The 16,906-nt window shown below is 65.8% G+C and carries 16 protein-coding genes; 10 read left to right on the top strand and 6 right to left on the bottom strand.

Annotated elements, in window-relative coordinates; genetic code table 11:
* Nucleotides 1-74: 74 nt before the first annotated feature.
* Entirely contained in the window at nt 75-719 is a 645-nt protein-coding gene (gene cofC, locus E3N85_RS00895) for a 2-phospho-L-lactate guanylyltransferase (protein ID WP_134458473.1), read from the top strand.
* Between the two features lie 25 nt (nt 720-744).
* Here the strand turns inward: cofC and cofD are convergent, their stop codons facing one another.
* Genes cofD through E3N85_RS00875 form a run of 4 tightly spaced genes read right to left on the bottom strand, consistent with a single transcriptional unit; the run spans nt 745 to nt 4,562 of the window.
* On the bottom strand, nt 745-1,734 hold the full coding sequence (gene cofD / locus E3N85_RS00890; RefSeq protein WP_134458471.1) for a 2-phospho-L-lactate transferase: 990 nt from the start codon (nt 1,732-1,734) through the stop codon (nt 745-747).
* Complete coding sequence (locus E3N85_RS00885) at nt 1,731-2,519, bottom strand: ABC transporter ATP-binding protein (protein WP_134458469.1); 789 nt, start codon at nt 2,517-2,519, stop codon at nt 1,731-1,733. The genes cofD and E3N85_RS00885 overlap by 4 nt, the downstream gene beginning before the upstream one ends.
* Nucleotides 2,510-3,529 (bottom strand): putative F420-0 ABC transporter permease subunit, encoded by a 1,020-nt coding sequence (locus tag E3N85_RS00880; protein ID WP_134458467.1) that lies wholly within the window; start codon nt 3,527-3,529, stop codon nt 2,510-2,512. The genes E3N85_RS00885 and E3N85_RS00880 overlap by 10 nt, the downstream gene beginning before the upstream one ends.
* 28 nt (nt 3,530-3,557) lie before the next feature.
* Nucleotides 3,558-4,562 (bottom strand): putative F420-0 ABC transporter substrate-binding protein, encoded by a 1,005-nt coding sequence (locus E3N85_RS00875; RefSeq protein ID WP_134458465.1) that lies wholly within the window; start codon nt 4,560-4,562, stop codon nt 3,558-3,560.
* A 296-nt stretch (nt 4,563-4,858) separates the two neighbouring features.
* On the opposite strand from E3N85_RS00875, the gene E3N85_RS00870 reads away from it, so the two are divergent.
* From E3N85_RS00870 to E3N85_RS00850, 5 genes are all read left to right on the top strand, one after another.
* A complete protein-coding gene (locus E3N85_RS00870; RefSeq protein ID WP_134458463.1) occupies nt 4,859-5,731 on the top strand; it encodes a nitrilase-related carbon-nitrogen hydrolase in 873 nt (290 codons plus the stop codon).
* Nucleotides 5,732-5,839: 108 nt separating this feature from the next.
* Nucleotides 5,840-7,258 carry a dihydropyrimidinase gene (gene hydA, locus E3N85_RS00865; protein WP_134458461.1) on the top strand — a complete coding sequence of 473 codons (1,419 nt, stop codon included), beginning with the start codon at nt 5,840-5,842 and terminating at the stop codon, nt 7,256-7,258.
* 26 nt (nt 7,259-7,284) lie between these two features.
* A complete protein-coding gene (locus tag E3N85_RS00860) occupies nt 7,285-8,301 on the top strand; it encodes a TIGR03842 family LLM class F420-dependent oxidoreductase (RefSeq protein ID WP_134458459.1) in 1,017 nt (338 codons plus the stop codon).
* A gap of 45 nt (nt 8,302-8,346) precedes the next feature.
* Complete coding sequence (locus E3N85_RS00855; RefSeq protein WP_134458457.1) at nt 8,347-9,702, top strand: aspartate aminotransferase family protein; 1,356 nt, start codon at nt 8,347-8,349, stop codon at nt 9,700-9,702.
* 19 nt (nt 9,703-9,721) lie between these two features.
* Nucleotides 9,722-11,221: a CoA-acylating methylmalonate-semialdehyde dehydrogenase gene (locus E3N85_RS00850; RefSeq protein ID WP_134458455.1), complete on the top strand. Its 1,500-nt coding sequence runs from the start codon at nt 9,722-9,724 to the stop codon at nt 11,219-11,221.
* 21 nt (nt 11,222-11,242) lie between these two features.
* Here the strand turns inward: E3N85_RS00850 and E3N85_RS00845 are convergent, their stop codons facing one another.
* Complete coding sequence (locus E3N85_RS00845) at nt 11,243-12,160, bottom strand: LysR family transcriptional regulator (protein ID WP_134458453.1); 918 nt, start codon at nt 12,158-12,160, stop codon at nt 11,243-11,245.
* A 96-nt stretch (nt 12,161-12,256) separates the two neighbouring features.
* On the opposite strand from E3N85_RS00845, the gene E3N85_RS16145 reads away from it, so the two are divergent.
* Nucleotides 12,257-12,412: a hypothetical protein gene (locus E3N85_RS16145; protein ID WP_166783817.1), complete on the top strand. Its 156-nt coding sequence runs from the start codon at nt 12,257-12,259 to the stop codon at nt 12,410-12,412.
* Between the two features lie 117 nt (nt 12,413-12,529).
* Here the strand turns inward: E3N85_RS16145 and E3N85_RS00840 are convergent, their stop codons facing one another.
* Nucleotides 12,530-13,318 (bottom strand): IclR family transcriptional regulator, encoded by a 789-nt coding sequence (locus tag E3N85_RS00840; RefSeq protein WP_166783816.1) that lies wholly within the window; start codon nt 13,316-13,318, stop codon nt 12,530-12,532.
* 181 nt (nt 13,319-13,499) lie between these two features.
* Between E3N85_RS00840 and E3N85_RS00835 the strand changes: the two genes are divergently transcribed.
* From E3N85_RS00835 to argE, 3 genes are read left to right on the top strand one after another with little or no spacing between them, the layout of a single operon-like run.
* Nucleotides 13,500-14,330: an aspartate/glutamate racemase family protein gene (locus E3N85_RS00835; protein WP_134458449.1), complete on the top strand. Its 831-nt coding sequence runs from the start codon at nt 13,500-13,502 to the stop codon at nt 14,328-14,330.
* Nucleotides 14,331-14,339: 9 nt separating this feature from the next.
* Nucleotides 14,340-15,683: an SLC13 family permease gene (locus tag E3N85_RS00830; RefSeq protein ID WP_134458447.1), complete on the top strand. Its 1,344-nt coding sequence runs from the start codon at nt 14,340-14,342 to the stop codon at nt 15,681-15,683.
* Nucleotides 15,650-16,900 carry an acetylornithine deacetylase gene (gene argE / locus E3N85_RS00825; RefSeq protein ID WP_241978235.1) on the top strand — a complete coding sequence of 417 codons (1,251 nt, stop codon included), beginning with the start codon at nt 15,650-15,652 and terminating at the stop codon, nt 16,898-16,900. Before E3N85_RS00830 ends, argE begins: the two co-directional genes overlap by 34 nt.
* Nucleotides 16,901-16,906: the final 6 nt, after the last annotated feature.

The raw sequence follows: 16,906 nt of genomic DNA, 5'->3' as shown, positions 1-16,906 counted from the left end.
GTATTCGGGTCGACGGATGTGCCCGAGTGCGGGGATAAGCTCGGTTTCGTGGAGAGCATCGAGGCGAAACGGGTATGAGCTGGGTGGTCGTGGTACCGGTCAAGGGAACTCCGGGCGCGAAGAGTCGACTCGGGGCCGTGCCAAAGCGGGAGGTGCTGGCCGAAGCGTTTGCGCTCGACACGGTGACCGCGCTCGTGGCGGCATCCGCGGTTCAGCGCGTTTTTGTGGTGACCGGTAATAGCCATCTCGGCGAACTGTTGGCCACGCTCGGTGCGGTCATCGTGCCGGAGGCAGCCTTCAAGCCCGGGGGTGTGACGGGACATGCCCGGCTGAACGCCGCGATCGAGCAGGGTGTCGCTGCCGCACGGCGCGCCTGTTTCGACTCGAATCTGGCCGTGATGACTGGGGACCTGCCCGCCCTGCGCCCGGTCGACGTCGAGGCCGCGTTCGCGCTCGCCGCTGAACACCCGCGCTCGATGGTGCCCGACACGGAAGGCGGAGGAACGACGGCTTTGTTCGCCCACGCGGGCGTCAGGTTGACGCCACGATTTGGACGCGGCTCCCGCGCCGCGCATGAGGCCGATGGGCACGTTCCGCTCAACGTCTCGCTGACCTCGACGATGCGCCGCGACGTCGATACGGCCGCCGATCTCGACGCTGCCCGGGTGCTCGGGCTCGGGCCGCACACGATCGGGCTGGCCGCGCTGTCGAAGCGCTGATCCCGAAGCGCTGGTCCCGCAGCGCTTAGCCTTCAACGGCGAGCCGCAGCGCAGCCGCGGCCATCGCGGTCGTCGTGGGCAGGTCGGTCATCCACAGCGGCACGGCGGCAGAACGGATACCGGCAGCCGCCAGGGCGGGCAGTGCCGCGGCATCCGTTTCATCGATCAGCCAGGCATCGAGCACTCCGCCTGAACGTCTCGATCCGTAGTGCAAACCCACGCCCACCGCCGATGTCGCCACCCCAATTGTCGACAGGCATGCGTCGGCCATGCCGCGCACGGCCGCGCCGCCGATGATCGGGGACACCCCGACCACCCGGGCGGCGGTGCCGCGCAGGGCGTCGCGAACGCCCGGCACGGCCAGGATCGTTCCCACCGACACGACCGGGTTCGATGGTGGCAGCACCACGAGGTCGGCGTCAGTGATGGCCGCGAGCACGCCCGGCGCAGCGACGGCCGCGGCCAGCCCGCGCTGCAGGAACCCCGTCACGGCTACCCGGGCGCGATAGCGCACCCACCATTCCTCAAAGTGAATATAGTCACCCGCAGCATGATTATCAATATTCTCGACGAGGCATACGTGGGTTTCCACCGGCTGGTCGCTCATCGGCAGCAGGCGCGCGCCGGGCTGCCAGCGGCGGCAGAGAAACTCGGTCACCTCCGACAGGGTCGAGCCGCTCCGCAGCAGGTCGGTGCGCACGATATGGGTGGCGAGGTCGAGGTCGCCGAGCGTGAACCAGGACCAGCCGCGGCCGTAGGCGGCAATCTCGGCCGAGGCCCGTCTGGTCTCGTTGGGGCGGCCCCAGCCCTGCTCCTCGTTGATGCCGCCGCCGAGGGTATACATGACGGTGTCAAGGTCGGGGCAGATGCGCAGGCCATCGAGCCACATGTCGTCGCCGGTGTTCGCGATCACCGTCACGGTCGCCTTCGGAGCGACGACGGCGAGGTGGGCCAGGAGTCCGCGCGTAAAGCGGGCACCGCCGACGCCGCCGGCCAACACGGTGACGTGCTTCACGATGTACCTTTCGACGTGGCGGAGGAGTACACGATGACCGGGTGCCCGCCGCGCGGGTGTTGCAAAATGAAGCAGTCAACGCCGTAGACGGCGCCGATGATTTCCGGGGTCAGCACCTCGTCGGGGGTACCGGCAGCCACGAGCCGGCCCCCGTCGAGCAACAGGATCTGATCGCAATACGCTGCCGCGAGGTTGAGGTCGTGCAGCGCCATGATCGCCGTCACCCCGAGCGCACGCACCTGCCCGAGCAGCGCGAGCTGGGCGCTCACGTCGAGATGGTTGGTCGGCTCGTCGAGCAGCAATAATCTCGGTTGCTGCGCCATGGCCCGGGCGATCTGCACGCGCTGCTGCTGCCCGCCGCTCAGGGTCTGCCAGGAACGATCGGCCAGCTCCGCTGCACCGACGGCCTGGAGGGCGTCGATAGCGACGGCGCGATCGTCGTCACCGCCAAACGACCCCATCAGCCTGGTGCGGTGCGGAATGCGCCCCAGCAGTACGACGTCGAGCACGGTCAGCTCCACGCTCGGCGCTGCATTCTGTTCGAGCAGGGCGATGCGCCGGGCCGCTTCCCGTCGCGCCAGCGACCCGATCGAGACGCCGTCGAGGGTGACGGTGCCGGCATCCGCCCTGTCGATGCCCGCGACCAGCCGCAGCAGGGTGGACTTGCCGGCGCCGTTCGGCCCGAGCAGTCCGGTGACGCTGCCGGTGGGCAGCGACGCCGAGACATCGCGCACAATCAGGGTGCCGTCGATGGCGAACGACAAGCCGTCGAGGTCTACGCCCACAGGTGCGACTTCTTTCTCTTGATCAGCAGGATGAAGACCGGCACACCGATGAACGCGGTGATGATGCCCACCGGCAGCTCACGCGGGTCGAACACCGTGCGGGCCAGGGTGTCGGCGATGACCAGAAACAGCGCCCCGCAGACCGAGACGAGCGGCAGCAGTCGGCGGTGCCCCGGGCCGCTGATACCGCGCACGAGGTGCGGCAGGATGAGCCCGACGAACCCGATCGACCCGCTCACGGCCACCATCGCTCCGGTCAGCAAGGCAACCGACCCGAGCAATGCCCAACGGGTGCGATTGACGTTGATACCAAGGCTCGCCGCCGAGGTGTCGCCGAAGGCGAAGGCGTCGAGCCGGGTCGCCGACAGAAGGATGCCGGTACCGACGACCGCGACACCCGACGCGGCGATTGCCACGCTCTGCCAGGTGGCACCGGCTACAGAGCCGAGCAGCCAGTTGAGGATCTCCCGATAGGAGTCGCCCTTGGCCGCCCAGAAGATGATGAACGAGGTCAGGGCGCCGGCGAGCTGCGCGATGGCCAGCCCAGCGAGCACGGCTCGCACCGGCGTGATCGTGCCGCCCACTCGGGCGATGCTCAACGTCGCGACGAGGGCGAGCAGCGCGCCGAGAAAGGCTGCGACGGGCAGGGCAAACCCGATGCCGAGAATGACCACGCAGACCGCGCCGACGGATGCCCCGCTCGAGAGCCCGAGCAGGTACGGGTCGGCCAGGGGGTTGCGTGTCACGCTCTGCATGACCGCGCCGCTCAGCGCGAGGCCGGCACCGACCAGCGCGGCCGTGAGCACGCGCGGCAGTCGTAGCTGCCAGACGATCGAGTCGACCAGTATCGGCACTGGAGCGTCGGTGGGAATGCCGAGGTGCCCGCCGATGCTGCCAGCCACCTGGGCCAGGCTCACCGCCGCCGGTCCGATGGTCACCGCCACCCCGCACACCAGGGCGAGGGTGACCGTGGCCACCACGAGCCACCCGAGGTAGCGAGCCCGGGTCACGAGGCCCCGCGCCGATCGGAGAAGCGGCTCACTCGTTCAGGTCGGCTAGCTGGGAGATAACGGATGACGCGGCCTCGACGTTGCGCATCCCGGCCTCGGTGGAGGCGAATGGCAAAATGATGTAGCGCTGGTTCTGCACGGCATCGAGCGCCCGGGTGGCCGGGTCGGATTCGAGGTGGGCCATCTTGGCTTCGGCGGTGTTCCAGGTCGCGTCGACGAGCACGATCACGCTCGGGTTGGCCTCGATGATCGTTTCCCAGCCCACGGAAGTCCAGGTGTCGCGCACATCTTTGAAGACGTTGGTGAGGCCGGCGGCTTCCATGATCATGGCGGGTGAACCGATACCGGCGCCCACGTAGGGGGTGGTCGTACCGCTGGAGTACCAGAGGGCGGTCGTGGTTCCACTCGGCGGCGTCAGCCCGGCGAGGTCGTCGTTCAACCTGCGCACGAGCTCCTCAGCGGCCGGTTCGGCATCGAAGATCTTGCCGGCTTCCTTGATTTCGCTGAACACCGTGTGGAAGGTGAGCGGGTTGGGCATGCTGTCGCCCTTGCACGCGGCCGGGAAGACGTAGTTGCCCACGCCGAGTGCAGTGAGAGCGTCGCGTTCGCCCACGCCGTCGACGCTGAAATTGGACTCCCAGCCGCCGTAGATGAAGTCGGGGTTTAGACCGAGAACGGCCTCCTGGCCGGGGAGAAATTCGCTGATCACGTTGAGGTCGGCGCCGGCCGCGGCGAGCGAGGATGGCAGGGGGCCGTCGAGGAAAGCGGATCCCACGATGCGCTTGCCGAGACCGAGCGCGAGCAGCAGCTCGGTCGCCGAGGACTTTATCGAGACGATGCGTTCGGGGGCCGCCGTGACGGTCAGGCTCGTGCCGCAATTGTCGACCGTGACCGGGTAGTTCGCGGTGGCAGCGGGCGTCTGGGCCGGTGCGGTGGCGGGCGTTATCGCAGCGGCGCATCCGCTCAGCAGCAGAGCGCCAGTCGCGACGGCTGCCAGGGCAGCCGGATGGCGCCGGATGGTTCGACGATTCATGAGGTCTCTTTCGACTCTTCGCGGGCGGTCACCCGGCCGGCTCGGTGAGCATAACGCCGAACGGACCGGTGCTAACTGGCGGAATAATGGTCGACCTCGGCCTAAATCCAGGCCAGCGGGACCGGTCAAAGCAAACCGGTGGTCAGCCTCAAGCCTAGGCCCGTCAGACACTGCGCCCAGCGATGCCCCGGCCGGGGCGCGCAGCGCGATTTCATCGATGAGATTGTGCATAGCTCTTGTCCCTGGCTGCGTTGGACGACAGGATGATGAAACTACAACGAAGTGGAAGGCGCAGTATGAGCGTTGGCACTAACGGCACTGCAAACAGTGTTCGAACGGCGATCACCCAGGCCACCTGGACCGGCGACGAAGAGTCCATGATCGCCAAGCACGAGGGCTTCGTGCGCACCGCGGCCGCGCAGGGCGTGCAGGTGATCTGCTTTCAGGAACTGTTCCACGGCCCCTATTTCGGCATCGTGCAGGACGCCAAGTACTACGACTACGCGCAGGCCGTGCCCGGCCCCATCGTCGAACGGTTTCAGAAGCTCGCCGCCGAGTTCGCGATGGTCATCGTCGTGCCGATGTACGAAGAAGAACAACCCGGTGTGCTCTACAACACCGCCGCGGTCATCGACGCCGACGGAAGCTACCTCGGCAAGTACCGCAAGCACCACATCCCCCACCTGCCGCAATTCTGGGAAAAGTTCTACTTTCGCCCCGGCAACACCGACTACCCGGTCTTCGACACCCGGTACGGCAAGATCGGCGTCTACATCTGTTATGACCGTCATTTCCCCGAGGGCTGGCGAGCGCTCGGCCTGAACGGTGCCGAGATCGTGTTCAACCCCTCGGCCACCAAGCCCGGTCTCTCCAACCGCCTGTGGGAGCTCGAGCAGCCGGCCGCCGCGGTCGCCAACCAGTACTACATCGGCGCCAACAATCGCATCGGCAACGAGGAGGCCGAGTTCGGCGCCGAGGCCGTGACGTTCTACGGCAGCTCCTACTTCGTCGACCCCAAGGGCAACTACGTGGGCGCGATCGCGTCCACTGATACCGAGGAGATCGTCGTGCGCGACCTCGATCTCGGCGTGATCCGCGAGGTGCGCAACTCCTGGCAGTTCTACCGCGATCGTCGGCCCGATTCCTACGAACCCCTCGTCGCGCCCTGACCGCTTCGGCCCTGCTGCTCGAGAACCAGCACCGCGGATGCTGCCGGCCGGCCTGCGAGACGCGGCGGCGGCATCCGCTACCCGCACACTGTCAGTGAAGAGGACGACATGAAGACTTTGATCAGGAATGGCACCGTGGTCAACGCCACGGGACGAGCGCTCGCCGATGTGCTCATTGACGGTGAGAAAATCGCCGCGGTGCTCGCGCCGGGCGCGAACCTGCTCGGCTTCGATGTGGCGGCCAATGTCGACCGCGTCATCGACGCCCGCGGCAAGTACGTCATTCCGGGGGGCATCGACGCCCACACCCATATGGAGATGCCGTTTGGCGGAACCCAGGCCAGCGACACCTTCGAAACCGGCACTCGCGCGGCTGCCTGGGGCGGCACCACGAGCATCGTCGACTTCGTTGTGCAGTATGCCGGCGAGAACGTACTCGATCAGTACCAGAAATGGCAGCAGAAGGCCGCCGGCGAGTGCGCCATCGACTACGGCTTTCACCAGATTCTCTCCGACATACAAGACACCTCGCTCACCGCCATGGACGAACTCGTCGACGAGGGTGTCTCGAGCTTCAAACTGTTCATGGCCTACAAGGGCGTGTTCCTCAGCGACGACGGCCAGATCGTCAAGGCTATGCAGCGCGCAGCGACGAACGGCAGCATGATCATGATGCACGCCGAGAATGGCAGTGTCATCGACCTGCTCGTGCAGCAGGCCGTCGCCGCTGGCAACACGAGCCCGGTGTATCACGGCCTCACTCGGCCCTGGCAGGCCGAAGAAGAGGCCACCCATCGGGCGATCATGCTCGCCAACCTGACCGGCGCTCCCCTGTACATCGTGCACGTGTCGGCCAAGCAGGCCGTGGACCAGATTGCACAGGCCCGAGACACCGGTCAGAACGTGTTCGGCGAGACGTGTCCGCAATACCTCTATCTCTCGCTCGAGGACAACCTCGGCGCTCCCGGATTTGAGGGCGCCAAGTGGGTCTGCTCGACGCCGCTGCGCGCGAAAGCTGAGGGGCACCAGCATCACATGTGGCAGAGCTTGCGAACGAACGACATTCAGATGGTGTCCACCGACCACTGCCCGTTCTGCATGAAGGGTCAGAAAGACCTGGGGCTGACCGACTTCTCCAAGATTCCCAACGGCATCGGCTCGGTCGAACACCGCATGGATCTGCTGTACCAGGGCGTAGTCGATGGCAAGATCTCGCTCGAACGCTGGGTCGAGGTGTGCTCCACCACTCCGGCGCGCATGTTCGGCATGTACGGCCAGAAGGGTGTGATCGCGCCCGGCGCCGACGGCGACGTGGTCGTGTACGACCCGAAGGGGCACACCTCGATTGGAGTGGAGCAGACACATCATATGAACATGGACTATTCAGCCTGGGAGGGCTACGAGATCGACGGCCACGTGGACACCGTCATCTCCCGCGGCAAGGTCGTCATCGACGATTTCGCCTATCTCGGTACCAAGGGTGACGGTCGCTTCATCAAGCGCGGCCTGAGCCAGTACCTAATCTAGTGACAGTCTGATCTGAGGGGGATGACATGGATTTTGGAGCAGTGCTACAGACCAACCCGCCGTCGGCCCGCACCGTGCAACTGGCCAAACTCGCCGAGGCGCACGGGTACAGCCACGTCTGGACCTTCGACTCCCACCTGCTCTGGCAGGAACCCTATGTGATCTACAGCCGCATCCTGGCCGAGACCAGCAAAATCATCGTCGGCCCCATGGTCACCAACCCGGCCACCCGCGACTGGACGGTGACGGCGTCAACCTATGCGACGCTCAACGAGATGTACGGCAACCGCACCATCTGTGGCATCGGCCGCGGCGACTCCGCCGTGCGCACCACCAACGGCGCCCCGGCCACTCTGAAGACCCTGCGCGAGTCCATCCACGTCATTCGGGAACTCGCCAACTCCCGCCCAGTCCTCTACAACGGTGCCACGGTGCAGTTTCCGTGGAGCCGGGGATCGAGCCTCGAAATGTGGGTCGCCGCGTACGGCCCGCTCGCGCTCAAGCTCGCCGGTGAGGTGGGCGACGGCTTCATCCTGCAGATGGCCGACCTCGATGTGGCCGAGTGGATGATCACGAGCGTGCGTACCGCCGCCTCCGACGCGGGCCGTGACCCGCTGTCGATCACGTTCTGTGTCGCCGCCCCCGCGTACATCGGAACGGACTGGGAGCACATGCGCAACCAGTGCCGCTGGTTTGGCGGCATGGTCGGCAACCACGTGGCCGACATTGTGGCCAAGTACGGCTCCAATTCCTCCGTACCCCGGGCGCTGACCGACTACATCAAGAACCGCGCGGGCTACGACTACAACCAACACGGCAAGGCCGGCAATGAGCACGCCGCGTTCGTGCCCGACGAGATCGTCGATCGGTTCTGCCTGCTCGGCACCGCCAAAAACCACATCGAGAAGCTCGAAGCGCTGCGGGAGCTCGGCGTCGACCAGTTCGCCAGCTATCTGCAGCACGACAACAAGGAAGAAACGATGCGCGTCTACGGCGAAACCGTGATTCCGGCCCTGACCGACTCCATCACGGCCAAGAAATAATATTTTCATCTCCACCACCACCGACCCAGAAAGCCAGCGATATACGTGACTGACACCAGCACACACACCGTCCCTCCCGCAGCCACCGGCGAGGCGCCGGGCCTCAATGCGCGCACGAGCGAACTCGACCGGGTGCACGTCTTCCATTCCTGGTCGGCGCAGGCGGCCCTGAAGCCGCTCGTCATCGCAGGCGGGTTGGGCTGCCGCGTCTGGGATCACGACGGACGAACCTATCTCGACTTCTCCAGTCAGCTGGTGAACGTGAATATCGGCCACCAGCATCCGTCTGTCGTGAAAGCCATCACCGAGCAGGCCGCGCTGCTGACGACTATCGCGCCGTCCACGGCCAACCTCACCCGCGGCGAAGCGGCCAGGCGCATCACCGACCGCGCCCCTGCCGGGTTCAACAAGGTCTTCTTCACCAACGGGGGAGCGGATGCGAATGAGAACGCCATGCGCATGGCCCGCCTCTACACCGGCCGCGACAAAGTGCTCTCGCTCTACAGGTCGTACCACGGCAACACCGGAGCGGCCATCGTCGCCACCGGCGACTGGCGCCGCATTCCCAACGAGTATTCGCGCGGCCATGTGCACTTCTTCGGCCCGTTCCTCTACCGCAGCGACTTCTGGGCCAGCAGCGAGGAGGAGGAATGCGCGCGCGCCCTGCACCATCTCGAACGCGTCATCCAAGGCGAGGGCGTGAGGTCGGTCGCGGCGATTCTGCTCGAGTCCATTCCCGGCACTGCCGGCATCATGATGCCGCCGGCCGACTACCTGCCCGGCGTGCGCGCGCTCTGCGACAAATACGGCATCATGCTCATCCTCGACGAGGTCATGTGCGGCTTCGGTCGCACCGGCCACTGGTTCGCCTTCCAGGCCTACGACGTCGTACCCGACTTGATCACCTTTGCGAAGGGCGTCAACTCCGGTTACGTGCCCACCGGCGGTGTGATCATTTCCGATGCCATCGCGGCCACCTTCGACGAGACGGTCTTTCCCGGCGGACTCACCTACAGTGGGCATCCGCTCGCCATGGCGTCGATCGTCGGTGCCCTCGACGCGATGGAGAACGAGGGCATCGTCGAAAATGCCGCCCGCATCGGCCGCGATGTCCTCGAGCCGGGGCTGAGAACGCTGCAGGCCAGGCACCCAATCATCGGCGAAGTACGCGGCGTCGGTGTGTTCTGGGCGGTTGAACTCGTCGCCGATCTCGAGACCCGCGAGCCGGTGAGCGCTACCGTGATGGCCCGGGTGAAAGCCGAACTGCTCGGGCGTGGCCTGCTGCCGTTCCTGATGGAGAACCGCATCCACGTCGTACCGCCCTGTGTCGTCACCGACGCCGAGGTTGCCGAGGCGCTCGCCATCTACGACGAGGTGCTCAGCCTCGATCTTCTTTCCTAACCGCTAAGGACTCTTTACCATGACCGACCTTCCTACCATCCAGCACTACGTCAACGGGGTGGCCTCAGCCGGCACCTCCACCCGCACCGCGCCCGTGTACAACCCGGCCACCGGCACAGTCGCCAAGAACGTGCTGCTGGCCAGCACCGCCGACCTCGACGCGGCCGTCGCCGTCGCCCAGGCCGCCTACCCGGCCTGGCGCGACACGAGCCAGGCCCGCCGCCAAAGCATCATGTACAACTTTCGTGAGCTGCTCAACGCCCGCAAGGGGGACCTCGCCGAGATTCTCACCGCCGAACACGGCAAGGTCATCTCCGACGCGCTCGGCGAGATCATTCGCGGCCTCGAGGTCGTCGAATTCGCCCTCGGCATGCCGCACCTGTCCAAGGGCGAATATTCCGAGAACGTCTCGACCGGCGTCGACGTCTACACGCTGCGCCAGCCGCTCGGCGTCGTGGGCATCATCAGCCCGTTCAACTTTCCGGCGATGGTGCCGCTCTGGTATTTTCCGATCGCAATCGCGGCCGGCAACACCGTCGTGCTCAAGCCGAGCGAGAAAGACCCTAGTGCGTCGAACTGGCTCGCCGAGCTGTTCACCGAGGCCGGGCTACCCGAGGGAGTGCTCAACGTCGTGCACGGTGACAAGGAAGCCGTCGACGCGCTGCTCGTGCATCCCGACGTGCAGGCGATCTCCTTCGTCGGCTCCACCCCGATCGCCCGGTACATCTACGAGACGGCGGCCAGGCACGGCAAGCGCGTGCAGTCCCTCGGTGGCGCCAAGAACCATATGCTCGTGCTGCCAGACGCCGACCTCGACCTCACAGCGGATGCCGCCGTCAACGCCGGTTTCGGATCCGCCGGTGAGCGCTGCATGGCCATCAGTGTCATCGTCGCCGTCGAGCCCGTCGCCGACGAGCTGATCGCGAAGATCGCCCAGCGCGTCAAGGGCCTCACCGTCGGAGACGGCACGCGCGGCTGCGACATGGGCCCGCTGATCACGAAGGTGCACCGCGACAAGGTCGCCGGCTACATCGACATCGCCCAGAATGACGGCGCCGAGATCGTCATCGACGGTCGCGATATCAGCGTTGACGGTGACCCCAACGGTTTCTGGCTCGGCCCGACCCTGTTCGACAAGGTCAGCGTCGACTCGGCCGTCTACCTCGATGAGATTTTTGGACCGGTGTTGTCGATCGTGCGCGTGGCGACCTATCAGGAGGGCCTCGACCTCATCAACGCGAGCCAGTACGGCAACGGCACCGCGATCTTCACCAACGACGGCGGGGCCGCTCGCCGGTTCCAGAACGAGGTGCAGGTCGGCATGGTCGGCATCAACGTGCCCATTCCGGTGCCGGTCGCGTACCACTCTTTCGGCGGTTGGAAGAACTCCCTGTTCGGCGACGCGAAGGCCTACGGTCCCGCCGGTGTGAACTTCTACACCCGAGAAAAAGCCGTCACCAGCCGCTGGCTAGACCCCAGCCACGGAGGCATCAATTTGGGGTTCCCGCAAAACCAGTAGGGCCACCTCGCTCTCGTGGGCCTAGTCGGGCGCAGAGTGGGATTGCTGTACCTGGGCGGCTTCAGCACGAAGAAGGTTTACGACTGTGCGCACGGCGAGGCGTTCGGCGCGGTCGGGGCGCATGAGTGCCACGATCTGCCGCTCCGATTCGATGCCGCGCAGGGGCTTCAGTACGAGACGGCCGGGTTGGCCCCCGCCGGAGGTATAGCGCGGCACGAGGGCGATGCCGAGTCCGGCAATCACGAACGACTCGATCAGAGCGAGGTCGGCGAAACGCTGCGACATCGATAAGTGGGCGCCGGCTTCCTGCTCGATCGCGTGCAAAATGCGTTCGAATGGGTAGCCGTCGGTCACCCCGATCCAGGTCTCCCCAATGAGGTCGCTCGGGCCGACCCAGGCGCGATCGGCAAGCGGATGCCCCACCGGCAGCCCCACATCGAGTGGCTCGGTCATGAGCGGAACAACCGTCAGGCCCCGGCCGGCCCACGACAGCTGCCCGCTCATCGAGTGGGCCAACACAATGTCGTACTCGGCCGTGAACGCCGGAAAGTCGCTCAATTCGGGGTCTTCGTCGGCACAGTTGAGCACGAGGCCGGGCTGAAGGTTCTTGATGACACCGGGCAACAGCATTTGACCGGCCGTGGGAAAGGTGACGAGGCTTACGTCGCCGGTCGCGTTGTTGCGAAATTCGTCCCAGAGCGCGGTCGCCTTCGCGAGTGACACCGCGACATCCGTTGCGCTGCGGGCCAGGGAACGACCCGCATCGGTGAGCACGAGGCCGCGCCCCTGCCGTTGGGTGAGTGGCAAGCCGGCCTCGCGCTCGAGCACCTTGAGCTGCTGGGAGACGGCCGACGGGGTGCGGTGCGTGGCGAGGGCGACGGCCGTCACGCTGCCGCGGTCGGCGAGTTCGCGGAGAAGTTCGAGTCGCTGCACGTCCATGTAGCCAACCTACACAATGCATGCAGAACAATGCGATTGTGCTGAACGGTGGGGGGTGGTCAACTCAGAGAGTCATACACGAGCAGTGTCGCCTCCGTGCCGGGCCAGTCCATCTCCTTCGAAAGGCACCTCGTGTTCATCCTCATCGCCATCCTGCTCGTTTCCGTCGTATCCATCGCCGCCCTCGTCGTCGAGGTGCACCGCGACGGCTACCGCCAGATCGAGCGCCGCAACCTCGTTCGCATCTTCTAGCAGGAGGACCGGCATCGAGGACTGGCGCCCAACCAAGCCCGAAACCGCAGAGCAGACTCTCCTTAGAACCCGTTGGCCATCACAGGTTGTTCCGTGGGTCGGGGCTGAACTCCAGGCCTAGGGCGTTCCGCGCGTGGCCGAGTCATAGCCCAGGCGGCGGCTAGCCTCGATTGACGCGCTGGCCACGAGGGGGCCGAGTCGGTCAACGTCGTCGGGCGTGACGCGCTGGGTGGGAAAGCCCAGACCGATAGCCCCGGCCAGTTCGCCCATGTGCGTGAAGACGGGTGCGCTGATCGACCCCACGCCGAGGTTGCGCTCTCCGAAGGCGGCGTAGTACCCCTGCGCGCGGGCAACCTCGACCTGGGCATCGAGGGTGGCCAGATTGGTCGGGGTGGATCCCGTGAATGCCCCGAGATCTAACTGCTCGATGGCGGCACGGGCATCCGGATCGAAGGCGAGGAAAATCTTGCCGGGAGCACCGGCATGCAGGGGCATGACCATGCCGACCATGAACGGCCGGATCACCACGTGTCGTGTCTCGGCCACCGCCACGATGGTGCGGAAGGCCCCGTCGCGAAGGTAGAAGCATGCCGTCTCGCCGGTCTCGTCACGCAGGTCCTGTAGCACCGGCTTCACGAGCTGCACCGCGTCGAGGCCGAGCGTGCCGGGGGCCGCCCAACGCACCACTGCGATTCCGATGCGGTACCGATCGCGATCGCGATCGAGGAGTCCCTCATGCACCATGTCCTGCACGAGGCGCTGGCAGGTACTCGACGGCAAGCCGGTCTTCTTGATGACCTGCTGCAGGGTGAGTTCGGGCGCATCTACCCGGAAACAGTTGAGAATCTCGGTGATTTTGTGCAGCACCAGCGTGGGTGACCGGCTGTTGACCTGCTCTGATGACACGATCGTTGCTCCTACCTCGCTGTTGTGGGCGCTCGGCCCCAGCCTAGGGCTGTGGCGAACCCCGACCGGTTCGAGGTCTTGACAGAACCCCGAAAGAACCCACATGATGGGACTATAACCTGTCTGATGGGTTACGCTTCCTGGCTTGCTCAGCCCTGCACACAATGACGTGGAGACACCAATGACACTGTCCAACCTCACAACGGACGCCACGATGAATGCCAGCCAGCCTGGCTCCTCGCGAATCGGCCTCATCGTCCCGAGCTCGAACACGACCATGGAGACCGAGCTGCCGGAGCTCTTCCGACGCCAGACCGCGGCAACCGGCCACACCTACACCTTCCACTCAGCCCGCGCCGCACTGAAGAACGTGACGACGGAGGAACTGCTCGCCATGGCCGCAAAGGCTGCCGACTGCGCCACGGCCGTCTCCGACGCCGACGTGGACGTGATTGCGTATGCCTGCCTTGTGGCAGTGATGGCCCAGGGCCCCGGCGCGCACGAGCCAGCCGAGAACGTCATCCGTCAGGCGGCCCTGGACAACGGTCACCCGGCCGAGGTCACGAGCAGCGCTGGCGCCCTCGTACGCACCCTGCAGCAGCTCGGCGCTCGCCGCGTGGTGATGGTGGCCCCGTACATGGAACCGCTCACCCAAATGGTGAGCGACTACATCGAGGGAGCGGGTATCGAGGTGCTCGACACCGTGAGCCTTGGCGTAAACGACAACCTCGCCGTGGGCTGTCTCGATCCGCTCAATCTGCCCGGGTTCGCGCGCAACCTGAAGCATGAGGGAGCCGACGTCATCGTGCTCTCGGCCTGCGTGCAGATGCCCTCCCTTCCCGCGGTGCAGGCGGTCGAGGACGAGCTGGGCCTGCCCGTGATCACTGCGGCAACCGCGACCACCTGGGAGATCCTCCAACTACTCGGCCACACTCCGGCGATCCCGAACGCCGGCGGACTGCTGGCCGGCACTGTCGCCTCTCTGGTTCCTCGCATTCGCACCGACGCCTAGGGCGCGCACATGTCCATCCCGCTCGTCGCCTTCCTCGTGTTGATCGCGGCCTTCGCCATAGGCTCGTTCACCAAGATCAACGCCGGGCTGATCGCGCTCGTGGCCGCCTTCGGCGTCGGCACACTCCTGGCCGGCCTGCCCATCACAGACGTCATTAGCGAGTTCCCGTCCGGCTTGTTCTTCGTTCTCGTGGGGGCGACGCTGCTCTTTGCCATCGTGCGCATCAACGGCACGATCGACCTGCTCGCCTACTGGGCCGAATGCCTCGCGGGCCACCGCAAGATGCTCGTACCCGTACTCATGTTCTTACTCACGGCCGTGCTCGCCACGGCAGGCGCCTTCACCCCGGCCGCGATCGCTATCGTGGCCCCGGTAGCGCTCACCCTCGGTAGCCGCTTCGGAATCAGCACCCTGGGCATGGGACTCGTAGTGGTGCAGGGCGCAAATGCCGGCGCGTTCTCACCGGTCAATCCGTTCGGCGTGCTCGCCAACGTGATGCTCGACGATGCCGGTGCCAGCGCCGACTCACTCAAGCTGTTCACGTATTGCTTCGTGTTCAACGCGCTTCTTGCCTTCGTTGCCTATGCGGCCGCGCAGAAGATCATGGGCAGACGGCTTCGCCGTGCGGCCGAGCAGTCGGGTGAACCGAGTAGCGAGAACGTGACGAGTGCCGGCACCATCGGGGCCGCCCCCGGAACCCGGGCGGGCGTATCCGTTCTCACGCGGCCGGTGAGGACGGCACCAGTGAAGGTGGCCGCGACGCCTATCCGGGTGCTCACCCTCGCCGGGCTCGGGGTGCTGCTCGCGCTCACGACCGTCTTCGGCATCGATGTGGGGGTGGCGTCGTTCGTGATCGCCCTCGCGCTCATCGTGGCGAACTCGAGCGTGCAGAAGTCGGCCGTGGAGAGCATGCCATGGTCGGCCATCCTGCTTGTCACCGGGATCGTCACCTACGTAGGCATGCTCGAGGCCATTGGCGCGCTCGAGGAGCTGCAGAACGGCATCGCCGGCCTCGGGAACAGCTCGCTCGCGGCCCTCGTGACGAGCTATGTCGTGGCGATTGTCTCGGCGTTCGCGTCGACCACCGGCACCCTGAGCGTGATCAGCCCGCTCGTCACGCCCATCGCACTCGACCCGCTGCTCAGCCCCATCGGCGTCATCACGGCAATCGCCATCAGCGCGTCCGTGGTGGATGTCAGTCCCATGTCCACGAGCGGCGCGCTGCTCATGGCCAGCGCTCCGCCGACGGACGAGCGGCTGTTCTTCCGCGCGCTGCTGGTCTGGGCTGTCGTCATGATCGCCGTCGTGCCTGTGCTCGTGTGGTTCTGCTTCGTGCAGCTTGGTATCGGCTAACCAGTACTCCTCCCTCGAAAGGTTTTCTCATCACTCACTCCACCGTTCTCGCGCCCACCACCCTCGCGTGGATCACCCGCCTGATCGCTTTCGACACCACCAGCCGCAATTCGAACCGGGAGTTGATCGACGTTATCGACACGGAGTTGCGGGGACAGGGGCTCGAGCCGGTGCTCGTACCCAACTCTGATGGTACGAAGGCCAACCTCGTGGTCACGATCCCGGCACACGACGGGTCGACTACGGGCGGCGTGATGCTCGCCGGCCACACCGACGTGGTTCCCGTGGACGGGCAGGCGTGGAGCAGCGATCCGTTCACCGCAGAGCTGCGCGACGATCGGCTGTATGGCCGGGGCGCCGCCGATATGAAGGCGTTCAGTGGTGTCATCCTGGCGTTGCTGCCAGAGCTTCTGTCCCGGCCGCTTGCGACACCGCTGCACCTCGCGTGGACCTACGACGAAGAGGTGGGATGCCACGGTGCCATCACCCTGCTGGCCGACCTGGCCGCGCGAGGCATCCGCCCAGACATCTGCGTGGTGGGGGAGCCGACCAGCATGCGTGCGGTGTCGGCGCACAAGAGCAGCCACCTGTACCGGGTGAGTTTCACGGGGCTGGCCTCGCACTCCTCCAACACACCCAATGGCGTCAACGCCATCGAGTACGCGGCACGGGCTATCACGTTTATCCGATCGATCGCCGACGAGCACCGAGTGAACGGGCCTTTCGATGCAAGCTTCGAGGTACCGTACACAACCATCAACGTGGGCACGATTTCGGGCGGGGCGGCCGTCAATACGGTCGCCGAACGATGCGATTTTGAATTTGAATTTCGCGCGATCCCGGGAGTCTCCACCTCCGCGATCTTCTCCCGCATCGAAGACTTCGTGCTCGGGGAACTGCGCCCCGCTATGCGGGCCGAACATGCAACCGCCGACGTGTCGTTCGCCCCGATCGGCGCCGTTCCCGCCCTGAGCGCGGCCGGAACCGGCGCCGCGCTGCAGCTGGCGCACGAGCTCACCGGAACAAGCTCTGAAGAGACCGTCGGGTACGGCACCGAGGGTGGCCTTTTTCAGCTGGCCGGAATCGACACCGTGGTCTGTGGCCCGGGCAGTATCCGCCAGGGTCACACCGCCAACGAGTACATCGACCTGGCGCAAATCAGTGCCTGTGAAGATTTCATGCGCGCACTCGCTGGGCACCTGGCACACCAGCACTGACCTGAT

Source organism: Cryobacterium sp. Hz9, from assembly GCF_004402825.1.
GTDB lineage: Bacteria > Actinomycetota > Actinomycetes > Actinomycetales > Microbacteriaceae > Cryobacterium > Cryobacterium gelidum.
Note: the sequence above shows the minus strand (reverse complement) of the source record. Positions and strands in the feature narration are given on the sequence as shown.